The sequence below is a fragment of the Fibrobacter sp. UBA2449 genome, from assembly GCF_002342555.1.
Lineage (GTDB): Bacteria > Fibrobacterota > Fibrobacteria > Fibrobacterales > Fibrobacteraceae > Fibrobacter.
Genome location: NZ_DDQF01000006.1, coordinates 76,294 through 90,330, shown reverse-complemented (window position 1 = coordinate 90,330; position 14,037 = coordinate 76,294). Strand labels below are relative to the sequence as shown.

Here is a 14,037-nt window from a genome sequence, read left to right as displayed (position 1 = left end):
TTGGAGAAACTGTTTACCAACAGTATAATGATGGCTCTTTAAATAACTGGAATAATCTTTTAGCGGGTCATGTTTTTTCGGATTCCTATGAACTTTCTAAACATGCGGGCGCTTTTTCGGCGTGCCCCGATACCATTCCGCCTTTAGAGGATTTGTCGGTTCCGTTGCTGGCGGAACCTGCTAGTTGGGGAAGTGCGTTCTTGATGACCTCTAATTATGCGAATGAGGAAAAATACATACACGTTCCTCCCGATTCCGTGAATCATAATGCGTATGACACTTACGATATGTACATTACTGAATTCCGGGCAGGTGGATCGACTGGGAAGAAATTGTTTGTGATTATGCCCCCTGGTGGAAAGTTGACCCGCATTTTTTCAAGGGACGGTTTCCTGTTTGATAATTCTGCAAACGACATGAAAATCCAGGTCGTGTATGTTACGGAAGGAACCAAATTTGAAAATGGTGCATGGGACTTGACGAATAAGAATGATTTTTCCTATTTGAGCAATACGGAATATTCTGGAAATCTGCTGTTCTATACGAATCAGGATATCAAGTGGAACTATTGGATTAATGCGTCGTTCCAGGGTACATGGATGACGACGGGAATGATGACCGTTGGTGGTCACTTCAAACTAGCGGGACAGCTTGTTGCGAACCAGTTGATTTTCCAGGCCGATATTCATGGCGATTTTAAGTATATGCCGTTCGATCCTCCTTGGATTGACATCAACCCTGAAGCTCGCAGCTGGGGTACTGTTTATGAAGGTGTGCCTGGAGCGCAACCACTTTCTGTTGTTTTGAATGAGGCTCCTATAACCAAGGTCAGCTTCAAGTACTGTTTCGAATTTGATGGTGATCAGGCGAACAATAAGGATACTGATCCGGATTCCTCGAATGCATGGGCTAGCCTGGATGACATGGTGCTCTCGGGTATGCCTGTATGTAATGGCGTTGTTTCGACCGTTTATGGAGAAGTTGAATTCCCTAAGGGGCAGACTTTGCCGACACAGGGCATTTCTGTGACAGTTGCAAATGACCTAGTTGAAGAATGGACTGAATTCTTCAAGATTCGCGTCTTTGATATGGATGGGGCTGTGCTTCCGAACAAGAAGCGCGAAGGGGTGTTCCTCATTGAAATCGAAGACGATGACAAGGCTCCCAAGGGCAAGGACACCATATTTGTTGGCGTTGAAGATGCCGATAACCCGTTTATCAAGTTCCCCGCTATGACGGGAAATGGCGCCGCTCTTGATGAATATCAGATAAAGATTGAATCCTTGCCGATGAAGGATGGCAATGTTGTCGGAACGCTGACATACGACGGTGCTGTAGTCGATGCTGACGTCATTGCAGCAGGTTTGGTTATTTCTAACGAAGATATTGGCAAACTCGTCTATCATGGCGAAGAAAATGCGTATGGAGATGACAAGGCTTCGTTCACTTATAGGGTCATCAGCAAGGATGTTTCTGCCGTTGCTGCCAACACGGTGACTATCAACCTGCAGGCTGTAAACGATGCCCCGACTGTGACTGCCGATACGATTAAGATCGGCGAAGTTGACCACGAGGTGAAGTCCGGTTCCATCGTCGGTGCGGATATCGAAGGTGATGCTTTGGCATATTCTTTCGATAACGCCTTTGATGAAACATTCACCGAGGCCAACTACAATAAGATTACGTCGCTCTACGAGATGGATCCCGCAACGGGCGTTGTCTCTGTAAAGAGTGATGCTGTATTGAATTACGAATCGGCCGACAGCGTGCTTGCCATCAAGGTGAAGGTCGTCGACAATGCTGCTACGACCAGCGGTGTGGGCAAAGATTCAGCCTATGCTGTTGTCGTGCTCCAGATTGTCGACCAGAACGAAGCTCCGGTTGTTCGTGATACGACGTTCTCGGTGGACGAGAATTCCAAGGCTGGAACCGAGGTCGGCAAGCTGCTTGCGACAGACCCGGATGTAAAGAGCGCAGACTTCGGTGTGCTCAAGTACAGTCTTGTTGAAACGGATGTTCCGTTTGCAATCGACAATCAGGGCGTTATTACGGTTTCTGAAGATGATGCTCTTGATTTTGAAACAAAATCCAGTTGGATTATTCATGTTGTTGTTACGGATGGCTTCTTGCCGCAGACGGTTGAAGTGGTCATCATAATCAACGACCTGAACGAGCCACCGCACATCGAGGAACCCGAAAACGAATATAACGTTGTCGAAAATACGGGGAATGGAGTCGTGTTTGCGTCAATCAAGGTTACGGACCAGGATAATGACGACGGAAGGACAACTTTGACGGCCAAACTCGAAAACCTTATCGAGTCTGAAGGTGTGACTGCAGAAGACCTTTTCGAAGCCACTGTGGTGGAGGATACGACGGACCATTCTCTGAGGATTGTCATTACTGTAAAGGACAGCGCGAAGCTTGATTACGAAGCCCTGCTGGCAAATGGCGAAAATGAGGTCCTCTTCGATGTAAGGCTCCTGCTTACGGACCGTGGTGCCGCCGAAGGAAGCCTTACCGATACAGCTTTCACGACGATTTTCGTGACTGACGAGAACGAAAAGCCGACTGCCGAGGATGGCGACTTCACGATTGCCGAAAATTCTGCGGCAGGAACGCTTGTCGGCAAAGTCGTTGCTTCTGATCCGGATACGGCAAATGTCGCTTACGGAACCCTCTACTATAGCTTTGTGGAAACGTCGACCCAGTTCGAGATCGATGCTACCGGTACAATTAGGGTTCTCGAAGGTGCCGTCCTTGATTACGAAACGACTCTTCCGGACCACAAGATTACGCTCCATGTGAGAGTGACCGATGGTGTATTTGCCGATACGGCTACGGTGACGGTTACACTTACCGACGAGAACGAACCGCCCATTATTATCGACGACGACAAGGACAACTATGACGTGCCCGAAAACACGCTTGCGACAACGGAAATCGCTCGCTACGAAATCATGGATGTCGATGCTGTCGATGCCAATTTTGCGACAGCTCTGAAGGTTGTCCTTTCGGATATGGAAGAAAATGCAATTTCTGCCGACAACCTGTTTGAAGCAAAAATTGAACAGAGCGACAGCAAGACATACGCCGTGATTCGCGTTAAGAATTCTCCGGATTTCGAAGCGATACTGGATGCAAATGGCGATTCTGTATTCTTTGTTGCTCTGACCCTGAAGGATCAGAACGGCGTTGCCGGTTGCAATTCCGTAACGCTCGACAAGAAGATTACGGTGCTTGACGTGAACGAAGCTCCGGTCATTGCCAACAGGAACTTCACCCCGGATGAAAATATCGAAAACGATGAAGTCGTGGGCGAAATGACGGTCGATGAACCCGATACGAAGAATGTCGAGTTCCGCCATCTGGCTTTCTCCATCATTGAGAATGTCCCGTTCTACATGGATTCGAACAAGGTGAAGGTGGGCGATGCTAGCCTGCTTGACTTTGAAACGACTCCGGAATACACCTTCCGTGTGGTGGTGAAGAACTGCGAGAAGAATGCCTCTACGGGCAATTACACTGAACGCTGCCTTGCCGATACGGCCGACGTGAAGGTCACGCTTCAGAACGTGAACGAGGATCCGGAAATCAAGTGCATCGTGGGTGATACCAAGTGCAACGGCCCGTTCGAAATCGCCGAAAATTCGAAGACCGGCACTGAAATCCACACATTTGCGATTACGGACGTGGATGCGAACGATGCGGGCAAGTTGACTGTTGCCCTCACCGATTCTGTGCCCGGTGGTACCGCGGCGACGCTCTTTGACGTGAAACTGAACGACGCTCATTCGGAAGTGACCATCGTGGTGAGGGATAGTTCCAAGCTCAACTACGAAGCGGTGGATTCCGTGTACGTGGTTGTCCTGACGGTCAAGGATGTTGGTGGCAAGACCGATACGCTCATCCGCACGATTAATGTCAAGGATGTGAACGAAAAGCCGACGATTGCCGACAAGAGTTTGGATCAGCCCGAAAATCTTGCGAAGGACGCCGTTGTGGCGGAACTTTCTGCGACGGATCCCGATACGAAGCATGTGGCTGATTTTGGTCACTTGGATTACTCCATCATTACCGAAAACATGCCGTTCTATATGGATTCGAACAAGGTCAGGGTTGACGATTCGACAAAGATTGACTTCGAGACAACTCCGGTGTTCACCTTCAATGTGAAAGTGGAAAACTGCGAGAAGAACGCCTCTACGGGCAAGTACACTGAACGCTGCCTTGCCGATACCGCTACCGTGACGATTACCCTTACGAACGTGAACGAAGTTCCGGAAATCAAGTGCATTGTGGGTGACACCAAGTGCAACGGCCCGTTCGAGATTGCCGAAAATTCGAAGACCGGTACTGAAATCCATACGTTTGCGATTACGGACGTGGATGCGAACGATGCCGGCAAGTTGACTGTGGCCCTCACCGATTCTGTGCCCGGCGGCATTGCGGCTACGCTCTTTGACGTGAAGCTGAACGACGCTCATTCGGAAGTGACCGTCGTGGTGAAGGATAGTACCAAGCTCAACTACGAAGCTGTGGATTCCGTGTATACGGTTATCCTGACGGTCAAGGATGCCGGCGGTGCGACGGATACGCTCATCCGTACTATCAATATCAAGGACGTGAACGAAGCCCCGACGATTGCGAACAAGACCGCGGAGCAGCCCGAAAATCTTGCGAAGGATGCCGTCGTGACAGAACTTTCCGCGACGGATCCCGATACGAAGCATGTGGCTGATTTCGGCCATCTGGATTACGCGATCATTACCGAAAACATGCCGTTCTACATGGATTCGAACAAGGTTAGGGTAGGCGATTCTACGAAGCTCGACTTCGAGACGACTCCGACGTTTGTCTTTAACGTGGAAGTGAAGAACTGCGAGAAGAATCCCTCGACGGGCAACTACACCGAGATGTGCTTGGTCGATACAGCCCTTGTCACCATCAACCTTAAGGATGTGAACGAGACTCCGAAGATTGTCGTCGATGACGATGATGACGGTGACGATGATACCGACGAGGATTGCATCGCGAACTGCGATACGACTGGCCGCGGACACGACCCGGTTTCCAAGAAGACCCTTACGGTGGGCATCGATGAAAATAGCGCAACCAACGTGGTCGTGTTTGCCTATGCGGTTGCGGACGAGGACGTTGGCGACGTGGGCAACTTGACGCCGAGTCTGAAGGACGACAACAATACGGGTGTCGATTCCCTCTTCAAGGTTGGCATGAAGACGGAAGGCGGCAAGACGAAAGTGGTCGTGTATGTGAAGGATGGCTCGAAGCTCGATTACGAGAAGGTCAAGCTCGAACATGAAGTGACGGTCTTCATTACGGACCCGGACGGCCTCCAGGATTCCATCGTGCGTATCATCAAGGTGCAGGATGTGAACGAGGCTCCTGTGGTTAAGGACTTCACCAAGACCATCGCCGAAAACCTCCCGAACAATTCTGTGGTGGGCGAACTCGACGCTACGGATCCTGACGTGCTGAACAAGGCGTTCAGCACACTCACGTACACGATTCTCGAGAATGACGTCCCGTTCTATTTGGATTCCAATGTCATCAAGGTTGCCGATAGCGACAGGCTGAACTATGAAAAGGATTCCGTGTTCACATTCCATGTGAAGGTTTCCGATGGTGAGAAATCCGCTACGGCATCGGTCACGATCAAGCTTTCCAACGAAGATGAAAATCCGAAGATTATCGTGGATGACGATGATGACGGCGATGACGATTCCGACGACAAGTGCATTGCGAACTGCGATACCACAGGTCGTGGTGTCGATCCGGAGGGTAAGAAGACCCTTACCGTGGGTGTCGAAGAGAACGTGCCGACAGGAACCGTTGTTGTGAGCTATGTCGTTGCTGATGAAGATTTCGGCGAAGTGACGCATCTTATTCCGACACTTTTGGATGACAAGAATTCGGGTGCCGATTCCCTGTTCTCGATCGCTTTGGATACCACGGGCGCGAAGACCAAGGTTGTCGTCACTGTGAAGGATAGCGCCAAGCTCGATTACGAGACGATTAATCCGAAGCATGAAGTTTCGATTGTCGTGACAGACGTGAATGGCCTTGCCGATACGCTCAAGCGCGTTATCGAGGTGATTGACATCAACGAACCGCCAACCTTCGAATCCTGGCCGTTCGAATTCAAGGAACATAACGAGCCCGGCGTTGTCGTGGGACATGTGGAACATGGCGAAGATGTCGACACGATGGCCATTTCGGGAATCAGCAAGCCTGAAAACTACATCCACGACAAGTTCGAGCTGACGGGCGGTGCCGATGGAGCCGATACGCTGTTCACGCTGTTGCCGAATGGCGACCTGGTTGCGAACAAGACGTTCAACTTCGAAACAGACCCGACGGAGTACACCATCTACATTTCGCTGATGGATACGCTGATGCCGGAACTTGTCGAAACCGACACTATCCACATCACGCTGCTTGATGTCAACGAAGATCCGTGGATCGTGACGGATTCCGTGGTCGTCGAAGAGAACGTCGAGAAGGGCACTGTCATCGATACTATCGAGGCTAAGGACCTTGACCTCTATGATACCGTGCTGACTTTCACGCTCGTCGAAGACAAGAGCGGCTGCTTCGATGTCTCGGAGAGCGGTGTCGTTACGGTGAAGACCGACAACTGCAAGGAACTTGACTACGAAAAGAACAAGGAACTCCCGATCAAGGTGAAGGTGACCGACACGAAGGATGCTTCCGAAACCAAGACGATTGTCGTGAAGATTACCGACGTGAACGAAGCGCCGACGATTGACGACGAAACCATTACGGTTAGCGAAGACACGCCGATCGGAACTCCTGTCGACACGATCAAGGCGACTGATCCGGATGACGATCCCAAGTATAGCGAACTCGTCTACACGGTTGTCGGTGGTGATTCGTCCGTATTCAAAGTCGATCCCACGACGGGAGTCGTGACGCTGATCGATTCGCTGGATTACGAGAAGAAGAGTGAATACACGCTCGTTGTCGAAGTGTTCGACGGCGAATTCAGGGATACGGCCACCGTGACCATCAAGGTCGGCAACGTAGTCGAAAGTTCCGAAGTGGAAATCACCCGTGCCGAAACCCGCGATACGGTCGTCATCAACCCCGATACGCTTTACGTGAACACTCCGGACGTGTGCATCGAATGGAAGGCTGACGGCAAGCTCATGGGACCGGATTGCGATCTCGAGCTCCACGAAGGCGAGAATATCATTGTCCGCACCTTCCAGGATCCGACGAAGGACTTCCCGGGCGTGGATACCTTGGTCATATACTTCAGCACGGCAACCCCGGTCGTGACGGTCTCGAAGGCTTCGGATGCGAACGCGAAGACCAACATCTTCACCATCGTGGAAGAGGCTGCTGCCAAGGATACCACGTTCTACGTGAACAATCCGAAGAACGATATTCTCGTGACGGTGACGGATACGGTTACCCACACGAGCGAATCGTTCACGGTGAAGGTTGAACTCGAGGCTGTCGACATCCCGTCCAACACGTTCAAGAAAACGCTCGGTGGACTTGTGGATGCCAGTGTGACCCTGAACGAACATGCGACGGGCGTGACCTATACCCCGGTCAACGGCAATTCTACCGCCGTGACCTACACGGAAAAGGTCAACGGCAAGGATGTGACGGTCACCTACTACACGGATTCCGAGGGCAACATTATCGAGAATGCCGACGGAATCAAGACGATGACTGTCACCTACACGACCGAGGTGGAAGGGCGCGAAGTCCGCATCTCGTACTTGGCCGATGCCGTGACGGGCGAGGTTGTCCAGACTACGGGCGGCTACGCCAAGCAGGAATCCGGCAAGGATTCCAAGGATGGCGGCAAGGAATCTGGAAAGGGAGGCAAGGATAATAAGGACTCTAAGGATGGCAAGTCCGAGAATCCGGTTGTCTTTACGGTCACCTACGATTACGTGGATGCGAACGGCAATATCATGACGGTTGCCTATGGTGTCGATGCCGAAGGCAACCTCGTGAAGAACGAGGATGGCAACCTCGGCTACGAAGTGAGCTATACCTACACGAACAAGTACGGCAACTCTGCGACCCGCTCCCTGTTTATCGTGGTTGACCAGGTTTCGCCGGTCGTGGAAATTGTTGCGCCTGTCGATGGCGAAGTGGTGTACACGAACTTTGTGGACGTGAAGTGGATGGTGAATGGCGAAGTGCAGGACACCCTCATTACGCAGGCCCTGGAGAAGGGCGCGAACGCCATCGTGCGCTTCTACCGCGACAAGGCCGGCAACCAGGCGTCCGATACGATTATCGTTATCATGAAGAACGCGAAGGACGTGGACATCGCTGTGGAACAGCCGGTGACAGTGGTGACCCGCGAGAAGACGGAAGAGTACTATGCGTCCAACGAGCCTGAGGAAGGCGAGACGTTCGCCGTTACCATTTACAATACGAAGACGGATAAGGAAGTGGAAACCCAGGTGGGCGGAGATTTCGAATCTAAGCCCGGCAGTGGCGACGAACCTTACCCGGGACTTGCTGGACACTTGGGCCCGACTCTTGGCATTGATACCAAGGTGCCGACCGTGAACGCGATTGGCGGCCTTGCTACGCTTGACGACCTTGTCGGCAAGGATGGCCTGGTTCCGCTGGAAGGCGTCGATGCCGCAAACAGCGTGAAGATTACGGTCGATGAATACATGGACCAGTATTGCGACGCTGAATTCGCCGAGAACGTGGGATCCGATATCAGCCGCGCGAACCTCTTCAGGACGAAGATGTACGTGAAGATCTGGATTTACACTAGCCTCGGCCAGTTTGTGGATTACTACTCCTTCACGCAGGATCTGGACAACCCCGACTACGTGAACGATGCGGGCCTCCTCACGATGTACTTCGAAATGAAGCCGGATCGTGACGGCAATGTCCGCACGGAATCGGGTCGTCTGTATGCGACGGGTGCATATGTCTACAAGACGGAAGTCGAGCTGAAGTCCACGCTGCGTTGCTCCGTGCCGCCGTTCGCCGAAACGACGAGGGGCAGTGGCAAGTATGAACCGGACAAGGCTTCCAACAAGAAGGGTGCGACCCGCTCTGTCAAGGAAGACCTGCTGAAGAGCTTCGGCTACAAGCGCCCGGACCAGAAATAGCGCGCCCCTGGCGATGAAATTTTTGTAACCCCTTGATACTCAAGGGGTTATTTATTTTTATGGAAAGTGTCAACTGCATGGTGTTCCAAATATGCTTTGGCGATGGCAGGATGGGGTGTCAAAAAAGGGTTGCAAAAGGCTTCTTTGTAAAATGCGGCATGTGCTTTTTTGCAAAAAAAGGTTTATTTTTAACAAGTCGAACGCCCCAAAAGGAGTCTTATGAAAACTTCTCCGTTCCGCCTGCTTCCGGTCCTCTTTCTAATCCCCTCTCTGGCCTTCTCTGCATCTGTTGCGGGCAAGGTGCGCGCCGCCCTTGGCGAATGCGAGAGGCAGAAGGCAAAGCAAGTCAAGTGGTCTCCGCTTGTCGTGGGGGCTTCCATTTTCCAGACTGACCGTCTCCGCACGGGAGCCGAGTCCGAAATTATCTTCGGGCTTCCGGACGGGAGTACCGTGTCTATCGCGGAGAATGCGGAAGTCGAAATTGAACGCCTCTTGGAACCCGACGGCAAGGGCTCCTTCGATACGCGTCTGAACGTGGAAGACGGCTTCGTCAAGTTCGCCATCAAGAAGCAGAAGAAACAGTCCAAGTTCCGCTTCAAGACGGGGGTTCACACGGCATCCATTCGTGGAACGGATGGCTTCGTGGGTGGCGGCGAGAATTTTTTTGCGAGTCTTTCGACGGGTAAGCTGGATGTGCAAACGGGCGAGGACGGTCCGGCATCTTCTATCGGTGCGGGCGAGACGATTTTCGGAAAGGATTCGCTCGTGACGCTCAAGCTAGCTTCTTCGGGTAACCCGAAACTGGCGCGCCGCCTCGTGGCAATCATGAAGTCGGGCAAGGCGCTCGACGAGATGGTGAAGGATGTGAAGGCGGCGGATGCTTCTGTGCAGGAAGAGATGAAGAAGGCCGCGGTGGAAAGTTTGCCCGAGAACGGATTCACGCTGGATGCGGAGAGTGCAGAAGTGTGCGAGGCTGGCCTTACCGTCAGTGGAAACTACCGCACGGCCGACCCGAACGCGAAGCTCGTGGTTAAACTTGGCAAGACCTTTACGTCGTCTAATCTTGTGGCGGTGGCGGATGGCGCTCCGCATGCATTTGTGCAGAATATTCCCGTGAACGATGCGAATGGACTCTGGACCGAGACCGAGGCACAGGTCGTGTTTACTTCGGCGAAGGCCAAGGATACGAAGAAGGTCGCGGTCGGCGTGAATGCTTCGTGTGCGGGCGTGAACCAGGTGGCTCCGCAGATTCAGTTCGTCTCGTATGATTCCGTTGCGTGCAAGGCGCAGCTCTCGGTTGGCGGAATGCAGGGCGATGAGGCCCTCCTTGCGCTCTCGGTGGACGGCTCTGCGACTTCGGAAGAGACGTTGTCCAAGAATGGTCAGAAGACTGTCAAGCTTGTCCCTGGCGTTCACGAATACGTCTATACGGCGACGGACCTTGCGAAGAATGTCGCTACGGCAAAGAAATCGATGGGCTGCTATCCGGTGCAGCGTTTTGTTGTCGAAGTGTTCGGAGAACCGAACGAGAATCTGCTGGTGCCCCCTCCTCCGATGGGAATCGCGGACCGCATCGGCAAGACGCTCCAGTTCAAGATCAAGAACCCGGAGAACGACCCGCAGTTCCTTTACAGGGTAACGGTGCGCCAGAACGGCAAGGTCATCTTGCAGGAGACCCTGTCGCAAATCCAGTCGCTGGATTACGACATTCCCGTCGAGCTTGTCCGTGGAGCAAAGAACAAGTTCGATATCGAAGTGATTCATAAGAGCGGATTCAAGGCCAAGGCGGTTAAGCGGTTCGAGGTTCGCTAATGTCGTTCGGAAGTTGGTTTGTTAGAGTTATTGCCTTTGCGGCATCCGTCTTTGCGGTTGCTGCGCCTTCGGAGTTGAAGGGGGAAACCTCCGGATTCCTGACGGTGGACAAGTCGCCCTATACGGTAAGCGAGACGATAGTCGTGGGCGAGGGCAAGGGACTCGTGGTCGAGGCGGGCGCTGTGATTGAATTCAGGCAGGGGGCTGGGCTCGATGTGCGTGGCGGTTCGCTTTCGGTGATGGGCAAGGCCGATAGCCCGGTCGTGTTCCGCGGTGTCGACGGTGGCTCCTGGAACGGAATCTCGGTGACGGGCAATCACAAGGCGAACCTTTCGTACCTGCAAATCGACGGTGCGGAAATCGGACTTGCGGTGGAGCGCGGCTCGGTTTCCATGAGCGAAGTGGATATCTTGAATGCGGGGCGGGTCGGTTTTTTTGCGAAGGATGCTTCCGTGCAGGTGAACGGTGGCGCTTTCAATTACAATGCGGGCGTTGCGCTTTGGCTTGCTTCGGGGGTGAAGGCCGAAATCGAAGGAGCTTCGCTGTTTGGAAACAAGTTTGGTGCAGTCTTGCAGGAAGGCGCGAAACTCAAATTCGACCAGTCGAACATCAGCGGTAACGAGGTCGGCCTGGTGTCGCAGGACTGGAACAGCCTGAATTTTAGCAGGCTCAGTATCGAGGGAAACCAGGTCGGTCTTGTGCAGAGCGACAGTCCTTCGGATGAGCTCAAGAATGCGGTAAGCGGTAACGACAGCGACTTTTCCCAGGATTTCGCAATGGTGATGAAGAATCTTCCCGATGCACCCGAGAATCCAGAAGCGGAAGCCTATTCGAAGAGCCACCATGCGGAATCGGCAGCCCCAGTCCAATGGGCGATGAGCGGAAACGTTGCAATGACGCTAGGCTATCATGCGGTCTGGACGGAGAAAGACGAGAACGGCGACGAATATCCGAATCTCTTCCAGGTGCCGGGGCTCTTTGCAAACGCAAATGCCTATATGCAGGTGCGATCGACGGACGGAAAGCTGTTTGAAATGTCTACGAACCTTTCGATGGACCGCTGGAACTATTTCAACCCCGAGAATGTCCTTGCCGTTTACCGGGACAGCCTGCAGCGGATTGCGCTTGGCGACATGTACCTCCTGGGTGGGGAAACCTACCTTGCGGGAATCGACCTGCTGGGTGCGAGCTATGACTTCAACCTGTTGCGCAATTCTGCCGGGATTCCGATGTTCATGCTGAGCGCTTTTGGTGGCGAGACGCGCGCTCCGAAACTCGTGGGCGAGCGCAACAAGGATGTCTACAAGGACTACATCGAGGATGGCGAGGCGGAGCCGCAGCAGCTCATTGTGGGCGGGAAAGTCCGTTGGAATCTGAATCGGAGGTTCAATGCGACGTTTGGCTTTATCGGGAACAAGGATGAACTCGAAGATCCGCTTCTGCGAGACGGTTCCAGCGCTAACGTGAATACGGCGGTGCCGGCGACATCGTCGAGGGCCTTCTTTGCCGATGCGGAATGGAAGATGTTCCCGGGCGACTTGACGTTGAATGCGCAGTTTGCAGTTGGCGGTGCCGACACGTCGGGAGTCCTGATGCAGCGCGCTGTGAACAAGGTGTTTTCCGATGCCGGGCTTGACGTGTCGAACTATGCGAAGCTCCGCAGGCTCATGAACAACCAGACGCTTGTGGAACTGCTTTCGCGTGGCGAACTGGAAGAAATCTTTGGCGAAAACGCGATGATGACCGAGGCGGAGATGCGTTCTGCTCTCAAGGCGTACCTGGAACGCGCGAAACGCGTGTTGTCTGGTTACAAGGACGACGAGGATTCGCATGCCGATATCAAGAATTGGAACGGCGAGAATTTTGCGTGGCTCGCGTCCATGCACTGGGCGTTCAAAAATACGGTTGTCGATGCCCACATGCGGTTCGTTGGCCCAGATTACTTTAGTGCGGGCTCTCCCGACTTGCTGCAGAACTCCCGCGAGTGGTTTGTGTCGTTGAACCAGAAAGTGATGGATTTCTGGAAACTGAATGCCGAGTACAAGCTTGAAATTGAAAATGCGGCGCATGGGGAAGATTACAACGTGTTCGGCTTTGCGGAAGGGAGTGCTCTTGGCCTCTTGCCTGGCGCGGACGACGACTGGCTTAAAAAGCATGAGCAGGATGATAGCCGAACGCTTTACGATCATACCGCGAAAATCGCGAATAATTTTGATGTGGCGGGCCGGTTGAAAATCGTTGCGGGCTATGCCTTCAACTATAGGACGAGAAGTACGGACCAGAGGCTCTATGCGAATTATTCTGCGGCATCGGGAATCTACTCCGACCTGTGGTTTGCGAAACGCGGCGGGGCGACCATTGATGTCGTCGATGGCGACGATACGCTGAAGGTGGATTCCGCACGGTGGGTGAAATACTATGCACTTGCCCAAAAGCCTTACCTGGCGACGCAGTTCGAAGAGAACATCGCGAAGCACACGTTTAACTTGGGCCTTAGCCTCTCGCTACCCTACAACACCTTGAATGTCGGTGGAGTGTGGTGCATTCGGCGGGATTATTCTGGATTCGAACAGGATAAACTAATCTCCGATTTCAATTTTAGCGACGAGACTTTCGGAATTCTCGGCTATTACTTCCATGGTGGCGACTATTTTGAACAGAGCTATCCTGTTTCGCTCCTGACTGCTGTGGGCAAGGTGCGCAACCGCCTCTCGGTGGTGCCGCGCTATAAGGTCTATGAACGCGACAATATGGACGATTTCGAATGGCGCATCGCGGAAAGCCTGCAGATGCCGATTGTGGATAAGTTTATGGACCTGTCGCTGACGGGCTTGTTCCGCCAGGAGTTCCTGAACCGCGACGAGGGTTCTGCCCATGTGCGCGAAGTAGAAATGGATGTGGGCGGTTCCCTGACGCTCGGGTTTACGCACTTGAAGAACTTGACATCCTCGTGGACAATCGGGGCGCTCTACAGCCATCGCCCGGACCTGCTTTCGGATGAATACTTTGACCTCTACGGCACGGCGACGGTGAATTATGCGTTCTGATTTTTTTGCGCAATGAGATGTGTGGTATGAATCGT

At 52.8% G+C, this 14,037-nt stretch carries 3 protein-coding genes; all 3 read left to right on the top strand.

Annotated elements, in window-relative coordinates:
- Window positions 1-344 precede the first annotated feature (344 nt).
- The 3 genes from B4B27_RS03730 to B4B27_RS03720 all read left to right on the top strand — a co-directional run bounded on the left by B4B27_RS03730 (window position 345) and on the right by B4B27_RS03720 (window position 14,002).
- A complete protein-coding gene (locus tag B4B27_RS03730; RefSeq protein WP_290723792.1) occupies window positions 345-9,143 on the top strand; it encodes a cadherin repeat domain-containing protein in 8,799 nt (2,932 codons plus the stop codon).
- A 219-nt stretch (window positions 9,144-9,362) separates the two neighbouring features.
- Complete coding sequence (locus B4B27_RS03725; RefSeq protein ID WP_290723790.1) at window positions 9,363-10,955, top strand: FecR family protein; 1,593 nt, start codon at window positions 9,363-9,365, stop codon at window positions 10,953-10,955.
- Window positions 10,955-14,002, top strand: a complete 3,048-nt coding sequence (locus B4B27_RS03720) for a right-handed parallel beta-helix repeat-containing protein (RefSeq protein ID WP_290723788.1) — start codon at window positions 10,955-10,957, stop codon at window positions 14,000-14,002. Before B4B27_RS03725 ends, B4B27_RS03720 begins: the two co-directional genes overlap by 1 nt.
- The last annotated feature ends 35 nt before the right edge of the window (window positions 14,003-14,037 follow it).

Coding starts and splice junctions, on each gene's coding strand:
- B4B27_RS03730 (WP_290723792.1), top strand. CDS start 345: ATGCCCCCTGGTGGAAAGTTGACCCGCATTTTTTCAAGGGACGGTTTC.
- B4B27_RS03725 (WP_290723790.1), top strand. CDS start 9,363: ATGAAAACTTCTCCGTTCCGCCTGCTTCCGGTCCTCTTTCTAATCCCC.
- B4B27_RS03720 (WP_290723788.1), top strand. CDS start 10,955: ATGTCGTTCGGAAGTTGGTTTGTTAGAGTTATTGCCTTTGCGGCATCC.